Source organism: Citrobacter sp. RHB21-C05, assembly GCF_013889015.1.
Lineage (GTDB): Bacteria > Pseudomonadota > Gammaproteobacteria > Enterobacterales > Enterobacteriaceae > Citrobacter_A > Citrobacter_A sedlakii.
In genome coordinates, this window is record NZ_CP057611.1 from 1,778,373 (window position 1) to 1,804,334 (window position 25,962).

31 protein-coding genes and 1 tRNA gene are annotated in these 25,962 nt (G+C 55.4%); 11 read left to right on the forward strand and 21 right to left on the reverse strand.

Annotation, left to right across the window (positions count from 1 at the left end):
* Window positions 1–67: 67 nt before the first annotated feature.
* Window positions 68–865: a DgsA anti-repressor MtfA gene (mtfA, locus tag HVX72_RS08480; protein ID WP_042284095.1), complete on the reverse strand. Its 798-nt coding sequence runs from the start codon at window positions 863–865 to the stop codon at window positions 68–70.
* Window positions 866–958: 93 nt separating this feature from the next.
* On the opposite strand from mtfA, the gene HVX72_RS08485 reads away from it, so the two are divergent.
* Window positions 959–1,048: transfer RNA gene (locus HVX72_RS08485), tRNA-Ser, on the forward strand.
* 203 nt (window positions 1,049–1,251) lie between these two features.
* Here the strand turns inward: HVX72_RS08485 and ompC are convergent.
* Window positions 1,252–2,424 carry a porin OmpC gene (ompC, locus tag HVX72_RS08490; protein WP_060571449.1) on the reverse strand — a complete coding sequence of 391 codons (1,173 nt, stop codon included), beginning with the start codon at window positions 2,422–2,424 and terminating at the stop codon, window positions 1,252–1,254.
* Between the two features lie 652 nt (window positions 2,425–3,076).
* Between ompC and drpB the strand changes: the two genes are divergently transcribed.
* From drpB to HVX72_RS08510, 4 genes are read left to right on the forward strand one after another with little or no spacing between them, the layout of a single operon-like run.
* Window positions 3,077–3,346, forward strand: a complete 270-nt coding sequence (drpB, locus tag HVX72_RS08495) for a cell division protein DrpB (protein WP_082636905.1) — start codon at window positions 3,077–3,079, stop codon at window positions 3,344–3,346.
* Between the two features lie 52 nt (window positions 3,347–3,398).
* On the forward strand, window positions 3,399–4,097 hold the full coding sequence (locus HVX72_RS08500) for a phosphohydrolase (RefSeq protein ID WP_181822993.1): 699 nt from the start codon (window positions 3,399–3,401) through the stop codon (window positions 4,095–4,097).
* 50 nt (window positions 4,098–4,147) lie between these two features.
* Window positions 4,148–5,581, forward strand: coding sequence for a DNA cytosine methyltransferase (locus tag HVX72_RS08505; protein ID WP_181822994.1), 1,434 nt, complete (start codon window positions 4,148–4,150; stop codon window positions 5,579–5,581).
* Complete coding sequence (locus HVX72_RS08510; RefSeq protein WP_042284083.1) at window positions 5,562–6,029, forward strand: very short patch repair endonuclease; 468 nt, start codon at window positions 5,562–5,564, stop codon at window positions 6,027–6,029. The genes HVX72_RS08505 and HVX72_RS08510 overlap by 20 nt, the downstream gene beginning before the upstream one ends.
* Here HVX72_RS08510 and yedA read toward each other — a convergent pair.
* Window positions 6,021–6,941 (reverse strand): drug/metabolite exporter YedA, encoded by a 921-nt coding sequence (yedA, locus tag HVX72_RS08515; protein WP_181822995.1) that lies wholly within the window; start codon window positions 6,939–6,941, stop codon window positions 6,021–6,023. The genes HVX72_RS08510 and yedA overlap by 9 nt on opposite strands.
* Before the next feature lie 175 nt (window positions 6,942–7,116).
* On the opposite strand from yedA, the gene HVX72_RS08520 reads away from it, so the two are divergent.
* The 3 genes from HVX72_RS08520 to dgcQ all read left to right on the forward strand — a co-directional run bounded on the left by HVX72_RS08520 (window position 7,117) and on the right by dgcQ (window position 10,108).
* The gene (locus HVX72_RS08520; protein WP_060571443.1) at window positions 7,117–8,028 is read left to right on the forward strand and encodes a DUF808 domain-containing protein; all 912 of its coding nucleotides are present in this window, start codon (window positions 7,117–7,119) and stop codon (window positions 8,026–8,028) included.
* A gap of 77 nt (window positions 8,029–8,105) precedes the next feature.
* A complete protein-coding gene (locus tag HVX72_RS08525) occupies window positions 8,106–8,291 on the forward strand; it encodes a YodC family protein (RefSeq protein WP_181822996.1) in 186 nt (61 codons plus the stop codon).
* 122 nt (window positions 8,292–8,413) lie between these two features.
* The gene (gene dgcQ, locus HVX72_RS08530; RefSeq protein WP_181822997.1) at window positions 8,414–10,108 is read left to right on the forward strand and encodes a cellulose biosynthesis regulator diguanylate cyclase DgcQ; all 1,695 of its coding nucleotides are present in this window, start codon (window positions 8,414–8,416) and stop codon (window positions 10,106–10,108) included.
* Here dgcQ and HVX72_RS08535 read toward each other — a convergent pair.
* Both HVX72_RS08535 and yodD read right to left on the reverse strand, forming a co-directional pair.
* A complete protein-coding gene (locus HVX72_RS08535) occupies window positions 10,105–10,920 on the reverse strand; it encodes a mannosyl-3-phosphoglycerate phosphatase-related protein (protein WP_181822998.1) in 816 nt (271 codons plus the stop codon). The genes dgcQ and HVX72_RS08535 overlap by 4 nt on opposite strands.
* A gap of 292 nt (window positions 10,921–11,212) precedes the next feature.
* Window positions 11,213–11,440, reverse strand: a complete 228-nt coding sequence (gene yodD, locus HVX72_RS08540) for a YodD family peroxide/acid resistance protein (RefSeq protein ID WP_042284746.1) — start codon at window positions 11,438–11,440, stop codon at window positions 11,213–11,215.
* Window positions 11,441–11,570: 130 nt separating this feature from the next.
* Here yodD and dsrB point away from each other — a divergent pair, with 130 nt between their 5' ends.
* Complete coding sequence (gene dsrB, locus HVX72_RS08545; RefSeq protein WP_042284063.1) at window positions 11,571–11,759, forward strand: protein DsrB; 189 nt, start codon at window positions 11,571–11,573, stop codon at window positions 11,757–11,759.
* 54 nt (window positions 11,760–11,813) lie between these two features.
* Here dsrB and rcsA read toward each other — a convergent pair whose 3' ends face one another.
* From rcsA to fliF, 14 genes are all read right to left on the reverse strand, one after another.
* A complete protein-coding gene (gene rcsA, locus HVX72_RS08550) occupies window positions 11,814–12,437 on the reverse strand; it encodes a transcriptional regulator RcsA (RefSeq protein WP_042284059.1) in 624 nt (207 codons plus the stop codon).
* Between the two features lie 279 nt (window positions 12,438–12,716).
* Complete coding sequence (fliR, locus tag HVX72_RS08555) at window positions 12,717–13,511, reverse strand: flagellar biosynthetic protein FliR (protein WP_042284056.1); 795 nt, start codon at window positions 13,509–13,511, stop codon at window positions 12,717–12,719.
* 5 nt (window positions 13,512–13,516) lie between these two features.
* Window positions 13,517–13,786, reverse strand: coding sequence for a flagellar biosynthesis protein FliQ (gene fliQ, locus HVX72_RS08560; protein WP_042284053.1), 270 nt, complete (start codon window positions 13,784–13,786; stop codon window positions 13,517–13,519).
* A gap of 9 nt (window positions 13,787–13,795) precedes the next feature.
* Window positions 13,796–14,533, reverse strand: coding sequence for a flagellar type III secretion system pore protein FliP (gene fliP / locus HVX72_RS08565; RefSeq protein ID WP_042284050.1), 738 nt, complete (start codon window positions 14,531–14,533; stop codon window positions 13,796–13,798).
* On the reverse strand, window positions 14,533–14,907 hold the full coding sequence (gene fliO / locus HVX72_RS08570; protein ID WP_042284048.1) for a flagellar biosynthetic protein FliO: 375 nt from the start codon (window positions 14,905–14,907) through the stop codon (window positions 14,533–14,535). Before fliO ends, fliP begins: the two co-directional genes overlap by 1 nt.
* Window positions 14,908–14,909: 2 nt before the next feature.
* Window positions 14,910–15,323, reverse strand: coding sequence for a flagellar motor switch protein FliN (gene fliN / locus HVX72_RS08575; protein WP_042284046.1), 414 nt, complete (start codon window positions 15,321–15,323; stop codon window positions 14,910–14,912).
* Window positions 15,320–16,324, reverse strand: coding sequence for a flagellar motor switch protein FliM (gene fliM / locus HVX72_RS08580; protein ID WP_042284043.1), 1,005 nt, complete (start codon window positions 16,322–16,324; stop codon window positions 15,320–15,322). Before fliM ends, fliN begins: the two co-directional genes overlap by 4 nt.
* A 4-nt stretch (window positions 16,325–16,328) precedes the next feature.
* Window positions 16,329–16,793 carry a flagellar basal body-associated protein FliL gene (gene fliL, locus HVX72_RS08585; protein WP_042284042.1) on the reverse strand — a complete coding sequence of 155 codons (465 nt, stop codon included), beginning with the start codon at window positions 16,791–16,793 and terminating at the stop codon, window positions 16,329–16,331.
* 104 nt (window positions 16,794–16,897) lie between these two features.
* Window positions 16,898–18,106, reverse strand: coding sequence for a flagellar hook length control protein FliK (fliK, locus tag HVX72_RS08590; RefSeq protein ID WP_181822999.1), 1,209 nt, complete (start codon window positions 18,104–18,106; stop codon window positions 16,898–16,900).
* Window positions 18,103–18,546, reverse strand: coding sequence for a flagellar export protein FliJ (gene fliJ, locus HVX72_RS08595; protein ID WP_042284040.1), 444 nt, complete (start codon window positions 18,544–18,546; stop codon window positions 18,103–18,105). The genes fliK and fliJ overlap by 4 nt, the downstream gene beginning before the upstream one ends.
* A 21-nt stretch (window positions 18,547–18,567) precedes the next feature.
* Window positions 18,568–19,938: a flagellar protein export ATPase FliI gene (gene fliI, locus HVX72_RS08600; protein WP_181823000.1), complete on the reverse strand. Its 1,371-nt coding sequence runs from the start codon at window positions 19,936–19,938 to the stop codon at window positions 18,568–18,570.
* A complete protein-coding gene (gene fliH, locus HVX72_RS08605) occupies window positions 19,938–20,645 on the reverse strand; it encodes a flagellar assembly protein FliH (protein WP_181823001.1) in 708 nt (235 codons plus the stop codon). Before fliH ends, fliI begins: the two co-directional genes overlap by 1 nt.
* Window positions 20,638–21,636, reverse strand: a complete 999-nt coding sequence (gene fliG, locus HVX72_RS08610; RefSeq protein WP_181823002.1) for a flagellar motor switch protein FliG — start codon at window positions 21,634–21,636, stop codon at window positions 20,638–20,640. Before fliG ends, fliH begins: the two co-directional genes overlap by 8 nt.
* Complete coding sequence (gene fliF, locus HVX72_RS08615; RefSeq protein WP_181823003.1) at window positions 21,629–23,311, reverse strand: flagellar basal-body MS-ring/collar protein FliF; 1,683 nt, start codon at window positions 23,309–23,311, stop codon at window positions 21,629–21,631. The genes fliG and fliF overlap by 8 nt, the downstream gene beginning before the upstream one ends.
* A 216-nt stretch (window positions 23,312–23,527) precedes the next feature.
* On the opposite strand from fliF, the gene fliE reads away from it, so the two are divergent.
* A complete protein-coding gene (gene fliE / locus HVX72_RS08620) occupies window positions 23,528–23,842 on the forward strand; it encodes a flagellar hook-basal body complex protein FliE (protein ID WP_060571427.1) in 315 nt (104 codons plus the stop codon).
* Between the two features lie 67 nt (window positions 23,843–23,909).
* Here the strand turns inward: fliE and yedF are convergent, their stop codons facing one another.
* Together yedF and yedE are read right to left on the reverse strand one after the other, a co-directional pair.
* The gene (gene yedF / locus HVX72_RS08625; protein WP_000790504.1) at window positions 23,910–24,143 is read right to left on the reverse strand and encodes a sulfurtransferase-like selenium metabolism protein YedF; all 234 of its coding nucleotides are present in this window, start codon (window positions 24,141–24,143) and stop codon (window positions 23,910–23,912) included.
* Window positions 24,140–25,345, reverse strand: coding sequence for a selenium metabolism membrane protein YedE/FdhT (yedE, locus tag HVX72_RS08630; protein ID WP_060571425.1), 1,206 nt, complete (start codon window positions 25,343–25,345; stop codon window positions 24,140–24,142). Before yedE ends, yedF begins: the two co-directional genes overlap by 4 nt.
* A 185-nt stretch (window positions 25,346–25,530) precedes the next feature.
* On the opposite strand from yedE, the gene yedD reads away from it, so the two are divergent.
* Window positions 25,531–25,944, forward strand: coding sequence for a lipoprotein YedD (gene yedD / locus HVX72_RS08635; RefSeq protein ID WP_042284030.1), 414 nt, complete (start codon window positions 25,531–25,533; stop codon window positions 25,942–25,944).
* The last annotated feature ends 18 nt before the right edge of the window (window positions 25,945–25,962 follow it).

Consider the following 25,962-nt stretch of genomic DNA (forward strand, 5'->3'; position numbering starts at 1 on the left):
CTACAGCGTGTCAACTGTAAAATTAACACGCTTTTTCAATTGGTTAATTAATCTTCAAATCAATGAATTAATGAACCTGCGAAGGTGGAGGCGCGTCCTCTTCCTGGCTGTCGCGTAGCCGTTGCAGCGGGTCCTGCTGATAGAACTGGCAAAACCGTTGCCAAAGTGCAGGGAAGCGTGGGGCGAAAAGCTCCGGCGCGCTGAAAAAGTACTCCGACAAAACAGCAAAACACTCGGCGGGATCGCTCGCTGCGTAAGCGTCGATGCTTGATGCTGTTTCGCCCACCAGATCAATTTCATCCTGAATATTGTTCATTGCCGCGTGCAGGTCATGCTCCCAACTGGCCACTTCGCGCAGTGGGATGAGCGGAATGCCACTGGCGCGATCGCCATTACGCATGTCCAGCTTGTGCGCCACTTCGTGAATGATCAGATTGAAACCGGAAGCATCGAATGAGTCTTGAATATCCAGCCAGTTCAGAATAATCGGCCCTTGCTGCCAGCTTTGTCCAGACTGCACGACCCGCTGGTTATGCACCAGACCAATGTCGTCTTCCCATTCATCATCGACGACAAACGGAGCAGGGTAGATGAGCACCTCATGGAAACCATCGAGCCATTCGATGCCCAATTCCAGTACCGGAAGACAAAAAAGCAGGGCAATACGCGCGCTTTTCAATGCGTCGAGTTCGAATCCCTGAAGTGCGACCAGCCTTTTTTGCTGTAAGAATCGTTCCGCCAGCGCGATCAGTCTGGCCTGTTCCTGCGCGGTTAGGGTCATCAGCAAGGGGATAGCGAGGGCTTCCTCCCACTGAGCGGACGCATTTTGCGCGTTATCTTGTGCTTTCCAGGGCCACTTTATCATCGTTTTGCTCGCAAACTCGTCACTTGAACAAAATTGAAGGGACAGGGTCTGTTAAAATGCCAAATTACCTGGCATCATGGCAACCATCAAAACGGAGAGATGCCGGAGCGGCTGAACGGACCGGTCTCGAAAACCGGAGTAGGGGCAACTCTACCGGGGGTTCAAATCCCCCTCTCTCCGCCACTATTCAAGCACTTACCCCACCCGCTGTCAGTGACGCAACTCTCGTTGAGCAAAATGAATTGACGAACTAACGTTTTTTACGCCTTGATGTGCGTCATGTTTTTCTACCGTGTCTGGACAATTTCGGACATATCAAAGACGTGAGACTGGTATAGCAGGCAACAAAAAGCCCGCCAGAGGCGGGCTTGGGCGAGGCGGTGGGATTAGAACTGATACACTAAGCCCACTGCAACGATATCATCGGTTGCGATACCGTTATCCGCGTAGAAATTATCGTCTTCGTCCAGCAGGTTGATTTTGTAGTCAACGTAGGTGGACATGTTTTTGTTGAAGTAGTAAGTCATACCCACGTCAACATATTTCACCAGATCTTTGTCGACATAGCGCCAGTGACCACGATGAATATCCTGGCCGCCTAAGTCGACGCCTTTAGATTGCAGGTACGCGATAGACGGACGTAGACCGAAGTCGAACTGATACTGTGCGACAACTTCGACGTTTTGGGTCTTGTTAGCGATGCCGCCTTCAAAATCTTCACCACTTCCGTAAGAAGTCATATTGCGGGTTTCTGCATACATGGCTGCCAGATAAACGTTGTTAGCATCGTATTTCGCGCCAACGGTCCAGGCTTCAGCCGTTTCGCCGCCAGCATATTTGTTAGCCTGACTGCGATCGCCATAACCGCGACGAACCTGATTATCGGTACGATCGGAAGTAGAGTAAGCAGCCCCCAGGCTCAGCCCGAAGTCAAAGTCGTAAGACGCGGACATACCGAAACCGTCGCCATTCTCACGTGCCAGTTTACGATCGCCGCCATTACCTGTGCCTTCACCTGAACCCGGGTTTTCATTGTTACCCTGATACTGCAGCGCAAAATTCAGACCGTCTACCTGTCCAAAGAAACCGTTATTACGGTAGGTGGCAACGCCGTTGGTACGACCGGTCATGTAGACATCGGTCTGCGTCCAGGTATCACCGCCGAACTCCGGCAGCATATCGGTCCATGCTTCAACGTCGTAAACCACACCGTAATTGCGACCGTAGTCGAAGGTGCCATTCTGACCGAAGCCTAAACCCGCGAAACCCAGACGGGTCCAGGAGTTAGCGCCTTCGCCTTCAGTGGTATTTGCCTGGATATTGTATTCCCACTGACCGAAGCCCGTTAACATGTCGTTAATCTGCGTTTCGCCTTTGAAGCCTAAACGCGCATAAGACATATCGCCGTCGTTACCCGTGTCATCAGAGAAATAGTGCAGACCATCAACTTTGCCGTACAGGTCCAGTTTATTACCGTCTTTATTATAGATTTCCGCTGCATTTGCTGCGCCCGCAACCAATAATGCCGGGACAAGCATTGCCAATACTTTTCTTTTCATTATGTATTCCCTTATGATAATAACCATCATGAATAAGTGCTTTTTTCACGAAAGCACATTTGGATACTATTCTAAAGAGTTCATTTTATTTTAAATATTACATGTAACAAATGTATTTAAAATATTTCAATATGTGTCTATTAGGGAATTTAAAATTCATGATATATGAGTCGATTACAATGTATTCATGATTGTTATCTATTTATATCAGATAGTTATTGGTTTTTGAGGTTGATTTTTACAATGAATATTTTATGCCTTCTCAAACACGATGTTTCAGGGGGTAAGCATAAAAAAAACCGACATAAATGCCGGTTGTAAATGAGGGGGGTAAATAAACGATAAAAAGGCTAATAACCTAATGATAATGCCATGTTTGATCTAAAGTGAAAAGGGAGGGGATAAAACACAATTATTATTATTGTCATCAATGTATTCACTCGGAATAAACCTGACAAAAGCGGTAAAATAGGGTTGATATGCGAGATTTTCAGGCGCAAGGGTAATTTGCGCCGGATCAAAACATATGCAAAATAAATGGTTGGTTTTTAGACAATCACCTCCACACCCGCATAATGTGACTATACTCACAAACAGTTAAGTGAAATTTTTTCTGCATCAGATCACAAAACTGGAGATTTCTTTGAGTCGTCTGGAAGTAAACGCAAGCCGTAGCCTGGGGGGCAAACTGGCGCTGTGGGTATTTTATGTCTTTTGCCTCTATTTCATCTGGGCAATGTTGCATTATGTATGGGTTATCAGTCATGTCGAATCTGCTCCGGTTGCCGGATTCGACAGCAGCCCCGGTTCAACCAGCGGGAAATGGCTGGGGGCGTTGCTCGGCTTTGTGGTGCTAAGCGTCGTGGGTGCCATTCTCGGCGCTATCGCCTGGTATACGCGCCCACGCACCTCGTCAGAGTGAACGCGGCGCTAAAAATTGCTACTGTAGCGGTTTCAAACGCACGGGAGGCAATGTGGATCTTCAGCACTGGCAGTCACAATTTGAAGCGTGGTTAGCCAACCACCATAACCAACAGGACGCCGCCCACGATATCTTCCATTTCCGCCGGGTCTGGGCGACTTCTCGTCAGCTCAGTCGTGGGCTGGCTGTGGATGAACTCGTGGTACTGACGGCTTGTTATTTCCATGACATTGTCAGTCTTGCTAAAAATCATCCTGAACGCCACCGCTCGTCTGTCCTTGCTGCCGCTAAAGCGCGCCGTATTCTTATTCATGACTTTCCCGGCTTCCCGGCAGCACGGTTAGCGGCGGTTTGTCACGCCATTGAAGCTCATAGCTTCAGCGCCAATATAGCCCCCGTTACCCTGGAAGCGAAAATCGTACAGGACGCCGACCGGCTTGAAGCGCTGGGGGCGATTGGCCTGGCGCGTGTCTTCGCCGTTTCGGGATCGTTAGGCGCGGCGCTATTCGATGCGGAAGATCCGCTTGCCCGGCGGCGAGCGCTCAACGATAAACAGTTCGCGCTCGATCACTTCCAGACCAAACTGCTGGCGCTGCCCAACACCATGCAAACCGCCCGGGGGAGGGAACTGGCGCGACACAACGCAGATTTCCTGGTGACCTACATGGCGAAGCTCAGCGCCGAGCTGAAAGGCGAGTATGCGTCGCTGGACGCCACGGTGATTGCTGCGTTTAGCCCCAACCACGCGTGACGCCAAATTTATGTTACTCTCACATCACTCTTTTTTGGCCGGTTAAAGATATGCAGCACACTCTCTCAGTAGCGGACTCGCTGATTCCTGCGACAGACAATAGCGCGGAGTCGATACAGGCGATGCTGGCGAAGTTAATGGAAATCTATGATGTCAAAACGCTGGTGGCGCAGCTGAACGGGGTTGGCGAACACCACTGGAGCCCGGCCATCTTAAAGCGTGCGGTGGCGAACGCCTCGGTCTGGCACCGGCTGAGTGAACGTGAAGCGGCGCATCTGCGTACGTTGCTTCCCGCGCCGCCAGCGCATCATCCCCATTATGCTTTTCGCTTTATCGATCTTTTTGCGGGCATAGGCGGGATCCGCCGCGGGTTTGAAGCGATCGGCGGGCAGTGTGTTTTTACCAGCGAATGGAATAAACATGCGGTACGCACGTATAAAGCTAACTACTACTGCGACCCGGACAGCCATCACTTTAATGAAGATATCCGCGATGTCACGCTGAGCCACCGCGAAGGCGTGAATGACGCTCAGGCGGCAGAGCACATTCGCCAGCATGTGCCGGAACACGATGTACTCCTGGCGGGCTTCCCCTGTCAGCCGTTTTCTCTGGCTGGCGTGTCGAAGAAGAATGCGCTCGGTCGCGCTCACGGTTTCGCCTGCGATACGCAGGGCACGCTGTTCTTTGATGTCGTGCGCATCATTGACGCGCGGCGTCCGCCGATCTTTGTGCTGGAAAACGTGAAAAACCTGAAAAGCCACGATCAGGGTAAAACGTTCCGCATCATTATGCAGACGCTTGACGAGCTGGGTTATGACGTGGCGGATGCAGAGGACAATGGCCCTGACGATCCGAAGATCATTGATGGCAAACATTTTCTGCCTCAGCACCGCGAACGCATTGTGCTGGTTGGGTTTCGCCGCGATCTCAACCTCAAGGGCGATTTTACCCTGCGGGACATCACCACGCGTTATCCGCAGCGGCGTATCACCCTTGGCGAACTTCTTGAACCTGTCGTTGAGGCGAAATATGTTCTGACGCCTGTGCTGTGGAAGTATCTCTACCGCTATGCGAAAAAACATCAGGCGAAGGGGAACGGTTTTGGTTATGGCATGGTATACCCGGCCAACCCGGACAGCGTCACGCGAACGCTGTCCGCTCGTTACTACAAAGACGGCGCGGAAATTCTGATCGATCGCGGCTGGGATATGGCGAAAGGCGAAGCCCATTTCGACGATCCGCAAAACCAGCAGCATCGTCCGCGTCGCTTAACGCCCAGAGAGTGCGCACGGCTGATGGGCTTTGAATCGCCGCAGGGATACCAGTTCCGCATTCCGGTTTCCGACACCCAGGCCTATCGTCAGTTTGGCAACTCGGTCATCGTGCCGGCCTTTGCCGCGGTGGCGAGTCTGCTGGAGGAGAAAATCAAAGCCGCTGTCGCCCTGCGTCAGCAAGGGATGGCCAGTGGCGGACGTTCACGATAAGGCCACGCGCAGTAAAAACATGCGGGCCATAGCGACCCGCGATACCGCTATTGAAAAACGTCTTGCCGCGCTGCTGACGGAACAGGGGATCGCCTATCGCGTGCAGGATGCCGGGCTGCCGGGGCGGCCTGACTTTGTGATCGACGATTATCGCTGCGTCATTTTCACCCACGGCTGCTTCTGGCATCAGCACCACTGCTATCTGTTTAAGGTGCCGGCGACGCGGACCGCGTTCTGGCTGGAAAAAATTGGCAAAAACGTAGAGCGCGATCGTCGTGATGTTCAGCGTCTAAAGGCGCTCGGCTGGCGGGTATTGGTGGTCTGGGAGTGCGCCCTGCGCGGGCGGGAAAAACTCAGCGACGCCGCTCTGTCCGAACGTCTTGAAGAGTGGATCTGCGGGGATGGCGCCCCCGCGCAGATCGACACGCAGGGAATACACCTACTGTAGCGTTTTATCTTTTACCGTCGTCGCCACAACCGGTTTAGCCGGGAACAGATACTTACCCAGCGTTACCAGCACGACCGCAAAGACGATAACCCCCAGCGCCAGCCATTCAATCGGCGCCAGACGTTCGCCGCCAAGTCCGGTGCCCAGCAATACCGCCACTACCGGGTTCACATAGGCATAGCTGGTTGCCAGCGCCGGGCTGACGTTGCGGATAAGATACATGTAGGCGTTAATCGCGATGATTGACCCAAACACCGCCAGGTAACCGACGGCGAAGAAGCCGGAAAGCGAGGGCAGCGCGGTAAGCTTTTCACCACTAAGAAACGACGCGCACATCAGCACCACGCCAGCGGCCAGCATTTCAATGGCGCCCGCCATCATGCCCACCGGTAGCGTAATACGCGAGCCGTAAACGGAGCCGAACGCCCAGCTAATGGAGCCAATCAAAATCAACATCGCCCCCCACGGATTACCGCTTAAATTGCCGCCGCTGTTAAGCATGACAATCCCCGCCAGACCAATCGCAATCCCCATCCACTCGAGCTTACGGGTCCTGATGCCGAAGAAATGGCTGAAACACAGGGTGAACAACGGGACTGTCGCCACGACTACGGCGGCGATACCCGAAGGGACATTCTGATGTTCAGCCACGGTAACCAGTCCGTTGCCGACGGCTAACAGGAGAATGCCAATCAGCGCGGCGTTGAGCAGGGGCCGTAGCGGCGGGAGTTGATGTCCCCGAAGCAGTAAAAAGGCGGTTAACAGCACGCCAGCGGCCAGGAAGCGCACGCCGGCCATCATCAGCGGCGGCCAGCTCTCCACGCCGATACGGATAACGAAATACGTGGAACCCCAAATGATATACAGGGCGAATAACGCACTGAAAAGCGGTAACAACTGCCGAAAACGCATAATCCCTCACGGGCGAAAGAGTCAGAATCAATAGAGTAAACGCGAAAATACCTGCCTGGCGAGCACTATACTCGCAGCATGTTGTTAAATAAATGTTGACGAGCAACATCTGTTTCCGCTCTGCGTGTTTTACTCCATACTTAATGCTTCAAGAAGAAAAATCGAGGGACTTATTTTGGCAGGAAGTAGTTTACTGACGTTACTTGATGATATCGCCACGCTGCTTGACGATATCTCTATGATGGGAAAACTGGCCGCAAAAAAAACCGCGGGCGTACTGGGCGACGATCTGTCGCTTAACGCCCAGCAGGTCACTGGCGTCAGAGCGAACCGCGAGCTGCCGGTGGTCTGGAGCGTGGCGAAAGGGTCATTTATCAACAAAGTGATTCTGGTGCCGCTGGCGCTGCTGATCAGCGCCTTCATCCCCTGGGCGATCACCCCTTTGCTGATGATCGGCGGCGCTTTCCTGTGCTTTGAAGGGGTAGAGAAGGTGCTTCATACTCTTGAGTCACGCAAACACAAGGAAGATCCGGCTGAGCGTAAGAAGCGGCTGGAAGCGTTGGCGGCGCAGGATCCACTGGCCTTTGAGAAGGATAAAATCAAAGGTGCGATCCGAACCGATTTTATCCTGTCGGCTGAAATTGTAGCGATTACGCTTGGGATCGTGGCTGACGCGCCGTTGCTGAATCAGGTGCTGGTACTTTCCGGCATCGCGTTAGTGGTGACGGTGGGCGTTTATGGCCTGGTGGGGATCATCGTTAAGCTGGACGATATGGGCTACTGGCTGGCAGAAAAATCCAGCGCGCTGGCGCGGGCGGTCGGGAAAGGGCTGCTGATTGTCGCGCCGTGGCTGATGAAATCGCTGTCGGTGATTGGCACGCTGGCCATGTTCCTGGTCGGGGGCGGCATTGTGGTGCATGGCGTCGCGCCGTTGCATCACGCCATCGAACATTTTGCCAGCCAGCAGAGTGCCGCGATAGCGTTAATGTTGCCAACGTTGGCGAACCTGGTGCTGGGCTTTATTATCGGCGCCATTGTGGTTGCGTTGGTGAAGATGGTGGCAAAAGTGCGTGGCGTCGCGCACTAATTATCTTCTGTCCAACCAGGCAAAACTCGCCATTCTCGTCTAAGGTGAAAAAGTTTCACATGATACAGGAGGCAGGTATGCACTTTTTGGTCAGTGATGAAGTTACCGTGAAAGGGGGCGGACCACGCATGATTGTCACCGGGTATTCCAGCGGAATGGTGGAGTGTCGGTGGTATGACGGCTTCGGCGTTAAGCGGGAGGCATTCCATGAGAATGAGCTGGTTCCCGGTGACGCAAGGCGCCAGCGTGAAAATGCCAGATAATAAAACGCCCGGTGAATGCCGGGCGTTTTATTAGGCAGAAAAAAAAGCATCGCGTCAGCGATACGTAACGTACTGAATTATGCCAGGATTAGGAAAGCAATTGCGAGTAGGGAGTGGTCAGCGTGCCGCACGAAACAACGATCGAAAACTGGGGCTGGCTGAAAATGTTAGCGCGGCGATTCGGGCCCGGTCACGTCGTCAACCTCTGTTTTCTGATCGTGATGATTTTTTCCACTCTGCTGACCTGGCGGGAAGTGGTCGTGCTGGAAGAAGCCTATATTTCCAGCCAGCGCAATCACCTGGAGAATGTCGCCAACGGGCTGGATAAGCAACTGCAGTATAACGTCGATAAACTGCTTTTTCTGCGTAACGGTATGCAGGAAGCGCTGGCAATGCCGCTTGACTTTCCCGCGCTCCGGGACGCCGTCTCCCGTTTCGAACAGCAAAGGGATTCGCGATTCTGGCAGCTTGAACTGGATAAGCGTCGAACCTTGCCGCTGAACGGCGTGTCTGACTCTTTTGTTAACCAAACCCACATTCTTTCCCGTGACAGCGACACGCTGGATAATGAGCTGACCGCCGCGCTGGAGGTGGGGTATTTGTTGCGTTTAGCCCAGACCCGTTCTTCACTGACGCAGCAGGCGATGTACGTCTCCCGCGCCGGGTTTTATGTTTCCACCCAACCCTCCGCCCTCTCCAGCGAAATTACCGCCCGTTATTATGATTATGTCATCCAGCCGTGGTTTAAAGAGCAGTCGCAGCGGCAGAACCGGATGCGCGGGGTACGCTGGTACACCGGCCAGACCACGCAGTTGCGCGATGAGCTGCAACGGGTCACCGTCAGCGTTCCGCTGGATAACGGTCAGTACTGGTATGGCGTGCTGGCGATGACGATCCCCGTCTCCTCGGTGGAACGGTTTATGGAAGACGCCATCGACAAGGATGTGGAAGGGGAATACCAGCTGTATGACAGTAAATTGAAGATGCTGGCGGCATCGACGCCGGCATTGCGCAACATCAACACCTTTGACGCGCGTGAGCAGGCGACGCTTGCCCACGAGATTGAACAGGACACCGAAGGCGGCTTGCGAATGGGAAGTCGCTACATCAGCTGGCAGCGGCTGGACCACTTCGACGGCGTGCTGGTCCGCGTTCATACGCTCAGTGAAGGGGTGCAGGGAGACTTCGGCAGTATCAGTATTGCGCTGGCCCTGCTGTGGGCGCTGTTTACCAGTATGTTAATCATCTCGTGGATTGTCATCCGCCACATGGTGAGCAACATGTTTGTGTTGCAAAGCTCGCTACAGTGGCAGGCCTGGCACGACACGCTAACCCGTTTGTACAACCGTGGCGCATTGTTTGAAAAAGCCCGCCAACTGGTACAGCGCTGCCGGGCGCAAAAGCAGTCGCTGTCGGTGATTCAAATCGATCTTGATCACTTTAAAAGCATTAACGACCGCTTTGGCCACCAGGCGGGCGATCGGGTGCTGGCTCACGCCGCGAGCTTAATCAGCGGCACTCTGCGGGCGAACGACGTCGCCGGGCGCGTCGGGGGAGAGGAGTTCTGTGTGGTACTCCCGGACACGACGCTGGCGCAGGCGGAACGTATCGCAGAGCGGATCCGCCTGCGCCTGAATGAAAAAGAGCTACTGATAGCGAAAAGCACCACGCTGCGGATCAGCGCCTCGCTGGGGGTGAGTGGCACGCAGGAAACCCATGAATACGATTTTGAACAGCTGCAGTCGCTGGCCGATCGCAGGTTATACCTGGCGAAACAGGCTGGCCGCAACCGGGTTTGTGCGAGCGAGAGGGGCTAGTCAGGGGTAAACAGATGCGACATGCCTTCACTCCAGCCTGCCGGACCTTCTGAACGGGTGCGGTAGACGTAGGGCGAAGCCTGATCGGGTAACACCACCCCTTCGCGGCTCAGTCCTTTCACCACCACGGCGTAATTCATGACCTTAAGCAGCGGCGCATCGTTTGGGCCATCGCCCAGGCCGACAGTAACAGGGCGTTGCCCCCACTGGCGCTGATAACGTGCGATTAACCCGTTTGCCGCCTGATCTTTTCCCGCGCTGGCGTCAAGTACGTGCCAGAAGCGTGCGCCGTGAACAAACTGCAACCCCAACGCGTTTAGCTGTTGGCTGAACGCCGCCATGCGCGCATCGCTGTCACGCCAGATCAGAGTGACAGAGGCTTCATGCAGGCGGCTTAAGCTGACCTGGGCGTGGGGCAGGCCTGTCCATTCGCTAATGGTCGCCTCATCGACATCGTCGAAGGTTGTGAATTTATACTGTCCTTTTTCGCGAAGCTTATTGAGCACCGCGCTAACTTCATCGTGCGGCACGCCGCTCATCAGACGCGGAGAGTCAGATTCAGTTTGCCAGCGACTGTCATATTCGATGACGGCGCCGTTTTCGGCAATCAGCGGAAGGCCGTGCAGATTGAGTGATTTCTGGATGTAAAGCATTTCTGCGGCGGTTTTGCTGCTACATAGAATGACGGGAATCTCGTGCTCACGCAGACGGGCGAGCCAGCCAGCGGCAGGTTGCCAGTCATAGGTTTGATTGTCCAGTAACGTGCCATCCAGATCGGTAAAAACCAGCACCGGATCGTTCAGTGAAAGCATAATGATTTCCCGTGTTGTAAAAAGCTATTACCAGGAAAAATCCTAAAGCCAGGAGGCGTAGTCCACGCTGAAGACGGGATCGGTCCCGTCGCCATGAGGCCTGCAGCCGTGTTCACCTTAACCATTAGTAGTATTAATCATTCATCGCAAAAATATTTGCTTGTCATACAAAAAAATTGCAGATAAGGTTTAACGCACATCAGATTTCCTGGTGTAACGAATTTTCAAGTGCTTCTTGCATAAGCAAGTTTCATCCCGACCCAACTGGGTCGGGATTTTTTTCCTCTGCGGGTTAGCGGTTGATTTCCGTCACGCTGAAATCGTGTATATCCAGCTCAAAGGCTTCCGCTAATTCATGCCAGGTATGGTATTCACGCCCATCAACGCTGACCTTTTCCGGATCGCTTCCACTGCGATGAATTTCGCTCTCACTGATTTCATTGATTGCGGCCAGCAGCGCGTCGACATCGACGCTGACTTCGCGTTTCGCGGTATCGCTGTAGTCTTTTGCGGTCTTCATCATTAACCTCTCCCGTTAGCGTGCTTCAGCCTAAGTATAGACCGTTGAGAAAAGCCGCAATCGCGCCGGGTGAACGCTGCCAGGAATGGATTTTTGTTCTACACTGGCACAAAGCCACAGGAGGAGAAAAATGAACGTAAATGATCGGGTTACAGTCAAGACGGATGGCGGTCCTCGTCGTCCTGGCGTGGTACTGGCGGTAGAGGAGTTTAACGAAGGCACAATGTACCTGGTATCGCTGGAAGACTACCCGCTCGGCATCTGGTTCTTCAATGAGTCGGGGCACCAGGACGGCATTTTTGTGGAAAAGGCGGAATAGGGCGGCAACGGGGTTGTTATCCCGGCTGGTGGACGCCCCACCAGTCGGGAGGTCTTAGCGCATGTTAACAAATATGCCGTTGGTCACGTTATCGGTCAGGCGAACAACATGATAGATAACTTGTTTGTTATGCGTTTTTATCTTTCGTTTTATATTCCCCTTATGGGAGGAGACGGTTTTCGCTTTGATGTTCATCCGATCCGAAATTTGAATCGTTCCTTGTCCTTCCATCCACATGCGTAACATGCTTGATTCCGTTCGACTCAACGATAACGTTGGTAAATTTATTACGCTGGCAGTATCGGTCTCTTTTTTCAGAATATCGCCAAGAAGATCGTCCAGTGATTGGGGTTTTATAGATTTAGAACTGATCAATAAGTTTTTTCTGACTAATAAATATTCATCAAAATGGACATTAGCAATGGCCATGAAAACAATAAATAACGTATTGGGATGCTGATTAATGATTTGCTTTATATGTTGACTGTCGTCAGGATCGTGGATGAAACAGTCCTCATTAATAAACACCACAGAAGGTCGGTGGGTCTCACACGCGATGTCGAGTTCGTCAACGGTCTCGATGTCGTTGATTTCCCTTTTTTTCACCCCTCTGCTTACAAGATACCCGGTCAAACCCAGCCGGGTGTAACTGCATAAATCCATAATAATCGTTGACATGGCATACCCTCACTCAATGCGTAACGATAATTCCCCTTACCCGAATATCTCATCACAACTTAACGGAACGTAACTTTCACCCAACGAGACGCTAATGCGATTTCCAGGCGGACTTACTATCCCGTAAAGTTACGTATAATTTGCCTGGAATTGTCTTAAAGTAAAGTAAATGTTGCGTTATGTGAGTGAGATAAAAACAAATAACGCGCGTCAGAGTTATCCTGGTAGATGTTTTTGACTGGTCAATTTAGGATAATCCTTAGAATAACTGGATAAACATTATGGAATATTATTTGCGGGTAATTCACTAACGATATCAGCTAATAAATTGAAAATTTCACTAAATAAATGTTCGCAAAAAGGGGCGATAAGCGGCATTAAGGCCGCAATTAATGTCATACCGACCGTCAACGTTAACGGGAAACCAATAACAAATACTGATAGCTGAGGCGCCATTCGATTCAATAATCCTAGCGCCAGGTTCAGCGTTAATAACATCGTGATCACCGGCAGCGCCAGCATTAAGCCGTTCAGAAAGATCAGACCGCCCGCTCTGGCAAGCGCCAGAAACGCATTGCTGTTAACCGGATTGCCGCCGATGGGCAGGGTATGGAACGTATCGACCAGCAGTGAAATCAGCCACAGATGACCGTTAAACGTTAAAAACAGCAGCATCGCCAGCATATCAATGATGCGGGCCAGCACCGGCATGTTGAGATGACTGCCTGGATCGACAAAGGTGGCGAAGGACAAACCCATTTGCAGACCAATGATCTCCCCGGCAGTCCGCACCGCCGCGAAGGCAAACTGCATGGTAAAGCCCAGCGCGATGCCGATCAGAATTTGTTGCATCGCTATCCATAAGGCGTCAAACGAAAAAATCGGCACGTTATGCGTTGGAAGCGACGGCGCGATCACCACGGTAATGAGGAGCCCCAGTCCCAGCTTAATCCGTTTTGGGATCGCGCGTTCGCTGAGTATGGGGGCGGTAGAGATCAGCGCCAGCACGCGCAGCAGCGGCCAAAAATACAGGTTAAGCCACTGAAGCCATTGATCGCTGGTTACCTGCAGCATCCCTGTTATCCGATGATATATGGCAGGTTAGTGAACAGCGTACGCACGTAATCCAGCAGCAGATTCAGCATCCAGGGGCCAGCGATAATGATGGCGGCAAACACCGCCACAATTTTCGGAATAAACGACAGCGTCATTTCGTTAATCTGCGTGGCGGCCTGCAATATGCTGATGATCAGACCCGTCACCAGCGCGACCAGCAGCAGCGGGGCAGCAAGCGCCAGGGCAACCTTCATCGCCTCGGTGCCAATCATCATGACCGATTCAGGTGTCATTTCTGGCCTCTAACTGTAAAAGCTTTGCGCAAGCGAGCCGACCAGCAGTTGCCAGCCGTCGACCAGCACAAACAACATGAGTTTAAACGGCAGGGCGATAGTAGCAGGCGGAACCATCATCATCCCGAGCGCCATCAGCACGCTGGCGATAACCAGATCGATGATCAAAAATGGAATGAAAATGGTAAAGCCGATCTGAAAAGCGGTTTTCAGCTCGCTGGTGACATAAGCGGGCAGCAGAATACGCATCGGAACCGCTTCCGGTCCCTGTAACGGCCCGCTGTTCGCCAGACGCGCAAACAGGGCGAGATCGGCTTCGCGGGTCTGGCGCATCATAAACTCGCGCAGCGGCTGCGCCCCTTTTTCCAGCGCTTCCTGCATGGATATTTTTTCTTCGCTGAACGGCTGATAGGCGTCAACGTAGATTTTATCGATCACTGGCGACATGATGAAAAAGGTCAGAAACAGCGCCAGCCCGAGCAGAACCTGGTTGGGTGGGGCAGACGGCGTGCCGAGCGCGTTACGCAGCAGGCCGAAAACGATGATGATGCGGGTAAAGCTGGTCATCATCAGCAAAATCGCCGGAATAAAGGTCAGTGAGGTGATAAACACCAGCGTCTGAACGGAAAGCGACCAGCTCTGGCCGCCGCCGGGCAACGGCTGAGTGACCAGACCGGGCAGTTGCGCCAGCGCGGCTGGGCTGAAAAGCCATAAACCGGCAAGTGTAAGGGACAACAAACGGCGCATCAGGATCTCCCGGAACGCTTTAACAAATTCGCCATCAGGCTGTGAAAGTTTTCAGGCGTGGAAGAGGTCTCTTCAGGCACGACGGGGGACGGCGGCAGGGTGTGCAGCACGTTGATGTGTGATGCGGTGACGCCGAGCACCAGACGCGCGTCCTCTACATCGACAATCACCACCCGCTCACGGGGACCCAGTGAGGTGCTGGCTGACACTTTCAGCCCGCGCGTGTTGCCGCTTTTGGGCGCAAGGCCCAGACGTTTAATGACCCAGGCGGCCGCCAGAATCAGCACAATAATTCCCAGCAACGCGCCGCTGACCTGAAGCAAAGGGGAGCCGGGAACCGCGGAGGGCTGTTGAACGGAAGCCTGGGTTTGCATGTTTAGCGGCTCAGGCGACGCATACGTTCAGACGGCGTAATGATGTCGGTAATGCGCACGCCGTACTTGTCGGCAACGACCACAACTTCGCCTTGGGCGATCAGATAACCGTTGATCAGAATGTCCAGCGGCTCGCCTGCCAGACCGTCCAGCGCGACCACGGAACCTTGCGTCAGGCGCAACAGTTCTTTGATGGTCATACGTGTGCGGCCTAATTCCACGGTCAGTTTAACCGGGATATCCATAATCAGATCGATATCCTGCAGCGTGCCGCTGACGTCGCCACCGCCTAGCTGCTGGAATACCGCGTCCGCCGGGCTTTTCGCCGTCGTCGTTTTTTGCTCGTTTAACGCGTCAGCCCACAGATCGTCCAATGCGCCAGTGTTCTCATCAGACGGATTATTCATGTCACTCATTTGGGCTGTTCCTCATTCAGCGAATTCAAAATCGGGTTAATCAGATGTTCTACGCGTAACGCGTACTGACCGTTAACGGTGCCATACTGGCTGGTCAGGACAGGCACACCGTCCACATGAGCAATAATGCGGTCTGGTTTTTCAATCGGCAGCACATCGCCGGGTTGCAGTTTTAAAATCTGCGAAAGACGCAGCGGAATGTCGGCGAAATTCGCTACCAGCTCCAGCTCGGAATGCTGAACCTGACGCACCAGGTTGTCGCGCCAGTTCTGATCCTCATGGCGGGAGTTTTCCAGCGGCGGGTTGACCAACAGTTCGCGCAGCGGTTCGATCATGCTGAACGGCAGGCAGATGTTGAATTCGCCGGTCAGGTTGCCAATTTCGACGTGGAACGGCGTGTTCACCACGATATCGTTCGGTGAGGTGGTGATATTGGTAAACTTCACCTGCATCTCGGAACGCACATACTCGACTTCCAGCGGATTAATCGCTTTCCACGCGTCGCTGTAGCCTTCAAGCGCCAGCTTCAGCATGCGGTTGATCACCCGCTGCTCGGTATGCGTGAACTCACGGCCTTCCACTTTGGTCGGGAAACGACCGTCGCCGCCGAACAGGTTATCGACGGCGATAAACACCAGACTCGGCGAAAAAACCACCAGACCCGTTCCACGCAGCGGCTTCAGGTGGATCAGGTTGAGGTTGGTGGGCACCGGCAGGTTGCGCGCAAATTCATGGTACGGCTGAATGCGGATCGCCCCGACGGTAATATCCGGGCTACGTCGCAGCAGGTTAAACAGCCCCATCCGGAACTGGCGCGCGAAACGCTCGTTGATGATCTCCAGCGCCTGAAGACGCTCGCGTACCACGCGACGCTGGGTATTCGGATCGTAGGGACGAATATCGCTTTCACCCGCGATCCCCGCTTTCGGTTCGTCTTTCGTTTCGCTGTCACCGTTGAGCAGCGCATCGATTTCAGCCTGAGAGAGAATACTGTCGCCCATGTCGTTACCGCAGAATGAAAGCTGTGTACAGCACGTCGGTCACGTCCTGTTTAGGTTGTCCGGCAACAAGCGGAGGGGAAAGCGTCTCTTTAATCGCCGCGATCAGCTTTTGTTTACCGTCTTCGGTAGACAGCACTGCGGCATCCTGACGTGAGAACAGCAGCAGCAGGCGGCTACGGACTTCCGGTAAATATTCGTTAAGACGCGCGCGCGTCGCCTCATCTTTCAGACGCAGCGTCACGCCGATATACAACACGCGATCGGCATCACCGAGATTCACCGTAAAGGTGTCGAGGGCAAAAAAGACCGGCGCAGGCGGAGGCGGCGGTTCGTTCGCCGCGGTTGTCGGCTTCTGCTGCATACGCCAATAGCTATAACCCGCAGTGGCGCAGGCGGCGAGGGTAATGATTACCAGCAGTGGGATCCAAATTGAGCGCTTGCTCTTTTTGTTAAGTGCGGAATCAGTCATCTGATACGGGCTTCCTGTTTCGGTACAGCTTATGGGCTGATTATCCCGTGTCCTGACCACGGCAAAGCGTGGAAAAGACGCGGATAATCGTGCTACCTCTGGCGTTAGGCGAAGATATCGACGGCGCCATTACCGCGCGCGGCAGACTGCAGCGAGGCCGGAACCGCCAGTTCGCTCTCATCATCGCCCAGCGCCAGCGCCTGTCCCGGTGTACGAGATGCATGCTGCTGCGAGGAAGAGTGCTGCTGACCGGCGAAGCTTTCGCTGCTGATGTTGCTTTGGCCCAGTTGAATCCCGCTTTCCGCCAGTTGGGTGCGCAGAACCGGCAGGGCGGCTTCCAGCGCGGCGCGAACGTGGCTGTGCGCGGAAACCATCTGCAACTGCGCGTGGTTATCATCCAGCTTAAGCGAGATCTGCACCTGGCCCAGATCTTCAGGATGCAAACGTAACTCCGCGCTCAGCTGACCCTGGCGGGTGAACAGCGTGATGTGCTGGCTCAGCGATTGCTGCCATTCGTGGCTGCCGAGCGGGGCGCTCAGCACTGGCGCGGGGCTGCCAGGCTGCGCTGTTTGCGGGGTGGATGGCGCGTTGGCGCTCATTGCCAGACCCGGCGCGACGGGCGTCGGCGTGCTCTCTGCGTCAACATGAGCCGTTGCGCCACCTGTTATGACTGGCGCGGCAACCGCCTGGCTTTTGGCGTTATCCGCCGCTATGCCCGGTATTGCAGCCTCTTTTTTAGCGTCTTTTAGCGTATCGCCATCGAAAGGAGTGGCGCGCTCTTGCGACAGAGAACGGGGATCTACCCGCAGGGATGTCCCTGGTGCGCTGAGCTGCGCATCTGTCGGGGCGGTGGTGAATCCGGGCTGGCCGGGCAGCATCGCGAACAGCGCGCTCAGGCTGGCGAGATCGTCGTCGCTGAGTGCGCTTTTCTTCTCACCTTTTTGTTCTGCCTGACTCAGGACGGCCAGCGCGCTGGTTTTCTGTGACGGCGACAGGGCCGAAAACAGCGCTCCGGCGTCGTTTAGCCCTTTGAGCGACTCATCGGTTTGCGCATCTTTGGCGGCGAGGAGCGCCGTCAACTTATCGCGCGGCAACGCGTCGCCGTCCTGCGCCAGCAGCGCTTTCTGCAGTTTGCCGCCCGCAGCCCGCAGGTCGGCAAGCGTAAGCGGCGCGCCCTGACCCTGCGTGTCGCCAGCGCCAAGCGCGCCCGCCAGCAGAGCCAGGAAATCCTGCGCAGAATCCGCCGCTTTCCCGGACGGCAAGCCGGTGGTCAGATCGGTGTCGGTGGTGACCAGTTGGGGCAAGGTGATCATTCGGGTTTCCTCATTGCTGCACGCTGAGCAAATTCATCCATTTTTTTCTGATCCAGGCGGTTTTCAGCCAGTAGCGCCGCCGCGTTTTGTCTGTCCTGCAACGTCTGCCAGGCCTGCAGGCGTTGCTTTTTTTCCCGCCAGTTGTTCAGCGCCACGTCGACCTTTTGCGTCCATTGCGTTAACTGCTGACGGTGCTGTTCAACGGCTTTTTCCAGCGTCTGAATAAACTGCTGATAGTTGATCCAGCGATTACTGGCGATCCCCTGGCTCATGTCGTTATTCAGGTTGCTGCGATACTCATTCTGGTAGTCAATCAGCATCTTGAGTTGTTCTTCCGCCTGCTGAAATCCGCGACGCATTTCCCCTAACAGTTGGGCAGCGTCATCGACCTCTTTTTCAGCGAGATCTTTGAGTGTTGCCAGTGCACCGTGTTCTGCCATGACGCATCTCCTCCTGCGTTATCATCCCGCCGGGAAAAGTAGATCCAGCGCCTGCAGGGAATCCTCCCAGTCGGCCCGTTCAAAAATACCTTGCTGAAGAAACGCCTCCAGCTGTGGCCAGAGTGCGATCGCTTTGTCGAGCATCGGGTCGCTGCCCTTAGCATAAGCCCCGACGCTAACGAGATCGCGGTTACGCTGGAAGCTCGACAATAACTGCTTAAACTGGCGTACTTTGGCGTAATGCTGCTCGCTAATCAGCGCCGTCATGGCGCGGCTGATGGAGGCTTCGATATCGATAGCAGGGTAGTGTCCGGCTTCCGCCAGCCGCCGCGACAGCACAATGTGTCCGTCAAGGATTGCACGCGCCGAGTCGGCAATCGGATCCTGCTGGTCGTCGCCTTCGGTCAGTACCGTATAAAACGCAGTGATCGAACCGCCGCCGTGGATACCATTGCCCGCGCGTTCCACCAGCGCAGGCAACTTGGCGAATACCGATGGCGGATAGCCTTTGGTCGCGGGCGGTTCGCCTATAGCCAGCGCGATTTCACGCTGCGCCATCGCATAACGGGTCAGGGAGTCCATGATCAGCAGAACATGCTGACCCCGGTCGCGAAAGTCCTCTGCGATCCGGGTGGCATAGGCGGCGCCCTGCATCCGCAGTAGCGGCGACACGTCCGCCGGCGCGGCAATGACCACCGAACGCGCGCGTCCGTCTGCGCCAAGAATGTTTTCGATAAAATCTTTTACTTCGCGGCCACGTTCGCCGATCAGCCCGACCACGATCACATCGGCGCGGGTATAGCGCGCCATCATGCCGAGCAGCACGCTTTTACCGACGCCGGAACCGGCAAACAGGCCCATACGTTGGCCGCGTCCGACGGTTAACAGCGCGTTGATAGGACGCACGCCGGTATCCAGAACATGCTCAATCGGCGTGCGCTGTAGCGGGTTAAACGGCGCGGTGATCAGCGCGCCGGTTTCGGTGGTGTCGGGGGAGGGCAGACCATCGAGCGGCTTACCGCTGCCGTCCAGCACGCGACCCAGCAGCGGCGGACCAAGCGGTAACTGTTTGCCGCTCTGCAGTCCCTCTCCGGCAATGTTCCTGGCGTAAACGCGCGCGCCGGGCAAAATGCCTTCGACCTCTTCAAGCGGCATCAGAAACAGGCGCTGGCCGTTAAAGCCGACGACTTCACTTTCCACTTCATGGGTTTCGGTCCCTTCCTGACGTTCAATGACGCAGGTGGCGCCCAGCGGAAGCTGCAGACCGGTCGCCTCCAGCACCAGTCCGGTGGCGCGCGTCAGCCGGCCATAACGGCGCACTGCCGGAAGCTGCGCCATTTTGGCTTCGAAATTATCCAGCGTCGTCAGCCAGCGGGTGAGACGGGTCGTCATCAGACAACTCCCGGCGCAGCCAGGCGGCAAAGTTCCTGCCAGCGGGTGGCGACGCTGGCGTCCAGATCGCCTTCATCCGCAGAAACCTTGCAGCCGCCATGATGCAGCGTCGGATCGCCGCGCAGTCGCCAGCCGTGGAGGCTGAGGGTTGCGCCGAGCATCTCTTCCACGCGCTGTAAATCATCCGGATGCACGCGAAGCTGCGGTTTGCCGCTGAACAACGGTTCCTGTTGCAACAGGTGTTGAATTTGTTTAATCAACGCCGAGTTGTCTACGGCTGGCGTCTGTCCGATCACCTGGCGGGCGGCTTCCAGCGCCATCTGCATCAGACGTGACGCAATGACGCTATCCAGCGCATCCAGCGTATTCTGAAACTCATTGACCAGTTGTTGCATCCGCGCGTGAAGGGGCGCCTGCTGACTGCGTGCCTGCGCCTGGCCCTGTTCCAGACCTTGCGCCAGACCCTCCTGGTAGCCCTGCTCATGACCCGCTTTGCGGCCTTCCGCAAGACCGGCGTTATACCCCTGTTCGTGCGCCTGGATCTTCAGTTGCGCCAGCTGCTGTTCAAGCTGTTGTTCCGCGCTCAGTTCCGGTTCGCCGCCGTCTTCAGACGGCAGTGCTTCGCAGTGATCCACGGGCGTAAACTCCGCCAGCGGCGGGGCGAGGTCGTCTGGCGTCCAGACTTTCCACGGCAGCGCATCAGACATAGGTATCCTCGCCGCTGCCGATCACCATTTCGCCGGTTTCCGCCAGACGACGCACAATAAGCAGAATCGCTTTCTGTTCGTTCTCCACCTGCGACAGACGCACCGGACCACGGTTGGCCAGGTCGTCGCGCAGGATGTCGGCGGCGCGCTGGGACATGTTGCGCAGGAACTTCTCGCGCAGCGGCTGCTCCGCTCCTTTCAGGGCGATCAGCAGCGACTCGGAATCCACTTCCTGCAGCAGGCGCTGAATGCTGCGGTCGTCCACATCCACCAGGTTTTCGAACAGGAACATCTCGTCGATAATTTTTTGCGCCAGCTCGCCGTCGAATTCACGCACGGCGGTAATGACAGCCTCTTCCTGCTGCGTTTTCATCAGGTTGATGATTTCCGCCGCCGTTCTTACGCCGCCCATTTTGCTGCGTTTGAGGTTCTGGCCGTCGAGCAGACCATTGAGCACTTCGGTCAATTCCGCCAGCGCGGCAGGCTGGACGCCGCTGAAGGTGGCGATACGCAACATCACATCGTGGCGCAGGCGTTCGTCGAACAGCGCCAGAATGTCGGCGGCCTGGCCGCGTTTGAGGTGCACGAGAATGGTGGCGATAATCTGCGGGTGTTCGTCGCGGATAAGATCGGCGGCGCTTTGCGGCTCCATAAAGTTGAGCGTCTCAATGCCGCTGGCGGTATCGCGGGTTTCGAGAATATCTTCCAGCAGGCTCGCGGCGCGCTCTTCGCCCAGCGCTTTGACCAGCACGGAGCGCAGGTACTCGTTGGCGTTAATGTTGAGCGCCGCAAACTGCTCGGCCTCTTGCTCAAATTCCGCCAGCACTTCCGTAAGCTGCTGATTGGAGATTTGGCGAACGTTCGCCATCGCCGCGCTCAGGGTCTGTACTTCCCGTTGGGAGAGGTGCTTGAACACCTCAGCCGCGCGATCTTCGCCAATGGTCATCAGCAGGATGACGCTTTTATCGGTACCGGTAAGGGCATTACTCATGATCGTTACTCATCCACTGACGAATGACCAGCGCCACCACGCGCGGATCGTTATCTGACATTTCGCGAATACGTTGACTCATCACTTCCGCGCCCAGACGCTGGTTCGCGCGACGCTGCTGAGTCTGTTCATCCTTGCTGAGACGAACTTCAACGGCTTCCTGCGTTTCCTGACGCAGTTGTTCACGTTCCTGAGCGGCTTTGGCCTCCTCAGCGCGACGCGTCAACTGTGGACGCACCGCTTTACGCCAGAGGATCCAGGCAACCAGCAGCACCAGCAGCCAGCGACCCGCCGACATTAACTGTTCGATAAAGGCCTGTTGTTTCCAGAACGGCAGCTCGGCGCTGTCGTCATCGGTGGCGGTAAACGGTGAGTTAACGACGTTCAGGGTGTCGCCGCGTTTATCCGAGAAGCCCATTGCCTCGCGAGTCAGATCTTCCAGCTGTTTCATCTGTTCAGCGGTGAGCGGCAGCGGCTTGCCATCCGGCAGGGTTTTGTAATTCACGACCACCGCCACGGAAAGACGCTGGATGTCGCCGACGTTCATTTTGGTATGGCGAATGGTGCGGTCGACTTCGTAGTTACTGGTTTCGTTACGCTGGATGCTGCGCGGCCCGGCGTTGGAATTGGTGGTCGTCTGCTGGGCGTTTTGCCCGTTTTGCGCATTCTGCTGATTAGCCGGCGGTGTGGTAATTGGCGCGGCGTTCGCTGGCGCAGGCTGGTTGGACAGCGCGCCCGGTACGCCGCCTGGCAGACCGGAACCGATTTGTTCGCTTTCATTCACCTGACGTGAACGCAGCACCGCCTGCGACGCGTCGCCGTTCGGACGGTACTGCTCTTCCGTCTGTTCTTTATTGGCGAAGTCCAGTTGCGCGGTCACCTGTGCGTGAACATTACCGTTACCGACGATCGGCGAGAGGATCGATTCGATGCGGCGCTGAATACGGCCTTCCACGTCGCTGGCGTATTTCAATTGCGCGTCGTTGAGGTCGCGTCCGCTGGTGTTCGACTGGGTAAGCAAATGCCCGCCCTGATCGACCAGCGTTACATTACCCGGCGGCAGCCCGGCGACAGCGCTGGAAACCAGATGCACCACCGCGCTGATTTGCCCTTCGTCCAGGGCGCGGCCCGGTTCCAGATTCACCGTGACGGAGGCGGAAGGGGATTTTTGTTCACGCACGAACAGCGACGGTTTGGGCATCGCCAGATGCACGCGGGCGCGCTTGACCGGACCGAGGGTTTCGATGGTGCGCGCCAGTTCGCCTTCCAGCGCGCGCTGGTAGTTCACCTGCTCGCTGAACTGGCTGATGCCGAATTTTTCCTGATCCAACAGTTCAAAGCCTACCGCGCCGCCTTTCGGCAGCCCCTGCTGAGCCAGACGCAGGCGCAATTCATGCACTTTATCCGCCGGAACTTCGATCGCGCCGCTGCCTTCCGTAAAACGGTAGGGGATATTCATCTGGGTTAGCTGGGTGACGATCGCGCCGCCGTCCTGATCGGACAAATTGCTGAACAACGTGCGATAGTCCGGCGACTTCGCCCAGAGCACCATCGCCACGATAATCGCGACGGCGGCGGAGCCAGCGACAATCAAAGGAATTTTAGGGTTCGCGCGCAGGCGATTAAGCCACTCGAGAGGTTTAGGTTGGGTTGCAGCCGATGCAGTCGCGTTCATCTCGCACCTCGTGACTGTTCGTGGACGGCTTTATTTGCAAAGTGGAACAAGACTCACTCCCGGGTCAGCAAAATCGAAAAATTGACGGTCTCATTATTTGTGCTTTCGTTTTTTTCTATGCGGCAAAAACCGTGGTTTTTTAGCGTTATTTAACGCCTTTATCTTATTGACAAACTGGTAATCTCTGCTGCGTAAAAAATCATCCAGAGGATTATCATGTCAGCGATACAGGGGATTGAAGGGGTCATCAGCCAACTGCAGGCGACCGCGATGGGCGCGCGTGCGCAGGAGGCTTCGCCGCAGTCGACCGTCAGTTTTGCCGGCCAACTCCACGCGGCGCTGGACCGCATCAGCGACAGGCAAACCGCCGCACGCGTTCAGGCCGAAAAATTCACCCTCGGCGAGCCGGGCATCGCGCTGAACGATGTGATGACCGATATGCAAAAGGCGTCCGTGTCCATGCAGATGGGCATTCAGGTGCGTAACAAGCTGGTGGCGGCGTATCAGGAAGTCATGTCGATGCAGGTGTAGGTTTGATGCCTGAGGGTGAGAGGTGTCAGGCCGGACGGTGACGCTTGCGCCGCCATCCGGCAACGTTTTATTTCTGAATTAAATAACGGATTGTGGGACCGTCCTGCTGAATGTCCAGTACCGTGTAGCCATGGTTACGCGCATCCAGCGGGATGTTATTGATCGATTGCGGACAGTCGCTCACCACTTCCAGAATTTCCCCTTTTTTTAACTGCGGCATCGCCTCAAGCGTGGCGACGGCAGGGTAGGGGCAGGGTTCACCAACCATATCAAGACGGTAATCAGGTACGATATTTTTCATGCGGTTTCCTTAGCGGGGGTTAACCCGGCGCGACGGAAGAAACGTTTTTCCCAACCGATAATCAGCATCAGCGCGGTAAACAGCAGCAGATAAGTCACCAACAGACCGCCAAGCGGACCAAAGGTTGTGAGCAGATTAATTTTGTCCCAGTTGGTTGCCAGCGCCGGGGCGAAGTCATCCCAGTAGTACGCCAGAATTGTAGAGCCGATGACATTACCCAGCCCAACCCACCAGTAGTGCACCTGGCCTTCCACGGCGCGGTACATCCAGCCGGTTTCGCAACCGCCGGCCAGCACGATGCCAAAACCGAACAGCAGCCCGCCGATCACGGCGTTCGGGCCAGCCCACATGATCTTCGCTTCCACGCCCAACTGCACGTAGCTGAATATCCCGATAGCGCTTACCGCCATCCCAAAGATGATCGCTTTCGCCATATGGGTACGTCCGGTGATCCACAGATCGCGAAACGCCGAAGTAAAGCAAATCTGCGCGCGTTCAATCAGCAGCCCAAATCCCACGCCGAACAGCATCGCCAGACCCAGCTTCGGTTGGTTCATCGCCGTTAACAGCGCCCAGCCAATCATGCCGATAAACACCAGCATCCCTAAGCGGAAGCGGCGACGCGCCTGATCCGGCTTTTGCGTCAGCGGCGAGGCGGCGGAGACTTTTTGCATTTTGACCGGAATGCGGAAGATTGGCAGTAGCGTAAAGCGAGCGCCGAACCAGGAGCCGATGGCGGTCGCCAATGCAAAGAACCAGGCATGAAGAGAGAACTGCGGGATGCCGGTAAAGAAGGCCGCCAGATTACAGCCCATCGCCAGACGCGCGCCGAAACCGGCGATCATCCCGCCAATGATTGCCTGCATGATGCGCACCCGGCTGCGTGGAATACGCAGCTTAACGTTGTTGGCCCACAGCGCGGCGGCGAAGCAGCCACCGAACATGCCGAGGATCATCATTCCGTCGATGCGCGTCAGCGGAGAACCGTCGAGATGAATCAGCTTGTAATAGCCCCATTCTTCGGCATGGACGCCAAACAGTTGCAGGATTTGTCCGCCCCAGCGGGTAAATTCGCCGGTGACGGCCCAGAAGGTGCCGGTGATGCCAAAATAGTAAGTGGAGAGAATACCCGCCGCGATGACCGCGGGAACGGGCGCCCAGAATTTAATTAACCAGGCGTGTTTGAAATGTTGCCATGACATGTGTTTTGCCTCTGAACTCAGAAGGTATGAAACAAGAGTGCGGATAGTACACCACAACCGTTTTTTTGCCTGGTACTATTAAGCGGTAATACCGACTGGATCAAACTTCGCCGTTCTGTGGGAAAGGCTGGCGACATCAGGGCTTTAATGCCACAATCCCCTTTTCTTCGCATGCAGGATGAATGATGAAAAAAGTAGCAATCATTGGGGCGTTACTGATGTTAGCGGGATGCGCCGAGGTGGAAAATTACCATAACGTGGTGAAAACGCCCGCGCCGGCCGGACTGGAAGGGTACTGGCAGACGAAAGGCCCGCAGCGCAGTCTGGTGAGTCCGGAAGCGATTGGCAGCCTGGTGATTACCCACGCCGGGGATACCCTCGACTGCCGTCAATGGCAGCGCGTGATTGCGCTACCGGGTAAACTGACGATGTTATCGGGTGAGTTAACCAACGTGACGGTAAACCGCGATCTTTACGCGATCGAGCGCGAAGGCAGCACGTTAGAATATGATGGAATGACCCTGCAGCGCGTCACGCGTCCCACCGCAGAGTGCGCCGCCGCGCTGGAAAAATCGCCGCTGCCGACCCCGCTGCCCTGAACACTCCCCCGACAGGTC

Bases quoted from the DNA above. Each gene is read 5' to 3' on its own strand.
- fliR (WP_042284056.1), bottom strand. From the start codon at position 13,511: ATGCTGCAGGTAACCAGCGATCAATGGCTTCAGTGGCTTAACCTGTAT.
- yedD (WP_042284030.1), top strand. From the start codon at position 25,531: ATGAAAAAAGTAGCAATCATTGGGGCGTTACTGATGTTAGCGGGATGC.
- fliF (WP_181823003.1), bottom strand. From the start codon at position 23,311: ATGAACGCGACTGCATCGGCTGCAACCCAACCTAAACCTCTCGAGTGG.
- rcsA (WP_042284059.1), bottom strand. From the start codon at position 12,437: ATGTCAACGATTATTATGGATTTATGCAGTTACACCCGGCTGGGTTTG.
- HVX72_RS08525 (WP_181822996.1), top strand. From the start codon at position 8,106: ATGCACTTTTTGGTCAGTGATGAAGTTACCGTGAAAGGGGGCGGACCA.
- fliM (WP_042284043.1), bottom strand. From the start codon at position 16,324: ATGGGCGACAGTATTCTCTCTCAGGCTGAAATCGATGCGCTGCTCAAC.
- fliG (WP_181823002.1), bottom strand. From the start codon at position 21,636: ATGAGTAATGCCCTTACCGGTACCGATAAAAGCGTCATCCTGCTGATG.
- fliN (WP_042284046.1), bottom strand. From the start codon at position 15,323: ATGAGTGACATGAATAATCCGTCTGATGAGAACACTGGCGCATTGGAC.
- fliO (WP_042284048.1), bottom strand. From the start codon at position 14,907: ATGCAAACCCAGGCTTCCGTTCAACAGCCCTCCGCGGTTCCCGGCTCC.
- yedF (WP_000790504.1), bottom strand. From the start codon at position 24,143: ATGAAAAATATCGTACCTGATTACCGTCTTGATATGGTTGGTGAACCC.
- fliJ (WP_042284040.1), bottom strand. From the start codon at position 18,546: ATGGCAGAACACGGTGCACTGGCAACACTCAAAGATCTCGCTGAAAAA.
- fliE (WP_060571427.1), top strand. From the start codon at position 23,528: ATGTCAGCGATACAGGGGATTGAAGGGGTCATCAGCCAACTGCAGGCG.
- fliP (WP_042284050.1), bottom strand. From the start codon at position 14,533: ATGCGCCGTTTGTTGTCCCTTACACTTGCCGGTTTATGGCTTTTCAGC.
- fliQ (WP_042284053.1), bottom strand. From the start codon at position 13,786: ATGACACCTGAATCGGTCATGATGATTGGCACCGAGGCGATGAAGGTT.
- yedE (WP_060571425.1), bottom strand. From the start codon at position 25,345: ATGTCATGGCAACATTTCAAACACGCCTGGTTAATTAAATTCTGGGCG.
- ompC (WP_060571449.1), bottom strand. From the start codon at position 2,424: ATGAAAAGAAAAGTATTGGCAATGCTTGTCCCGGCATTATTGGTTGCG.
- fliL (WP_042284042.1), bottom strand. From the start codon at position 16,793: ATGACTGATTCCGCACTTAACAAAAAGAGCAAGCGCTCAATTTGGATC.
- dsrB (WP_042284063.1), top strand. From the start codon at position 11,571: ATGAACGTAAATGATCGGGTTACAGTCAAGACGGATGGCGGTCCTCGT.
- HVX72_RS08505 (WP_181822994.1), top strand. From the start codon at position 4,148: ATGCAGCACACTCTCTCAGTAGCGGACTCGCTGATTCCTGCGACAGAC.
- fliK (WP_181822999.1), bottom strand. From the start codon at position 18,106: ATGATCACCTTGCCCCAACTGGTCACCACCGACACCGATCTGACCACC.
- fliI (WP_181823000.1), bottom strand. From the start codon at position 19,938: ATGACGACCCGTCTCACCCGCTGGCTGACGACGCTGGATAATTTCGAA.
- fliH (WP_181823001.1), bottom strand. From the start codon at position 20,645: ATGTCTGATGCGCTGCCGTGGAAAGTCTGGACGCCAGACGACCTCGCC.
- yedA (WP_181822995.1), bottom strand. From the start codon at position 6,941: ATGCGTTTTCGGCAGTTGTTACCGCTTTTCAGTGCGTTATTCGCCCTG.
- mtfA (WP_042284095.1), bottom strand. From the start codon at position 865: ATGATAAAGTGGCCCTGGAAAGCACAAGATAACGCGCAAAATGCGTCC.
- HVX72_RS08535 (WP_181822998.1), bottom strand. From the start codon at position 10,920: ATGCTTTCACTGAACGATCCGGTGCTGGTTTTTACCGATCTGGATGGC.
- yodD (WP_042284746.1), bottom strand. From the start codon at position 11,440: ATGAAGACCGCAAAAGACTACAGCGATACCGCGAAACGCGAAGTCAGC.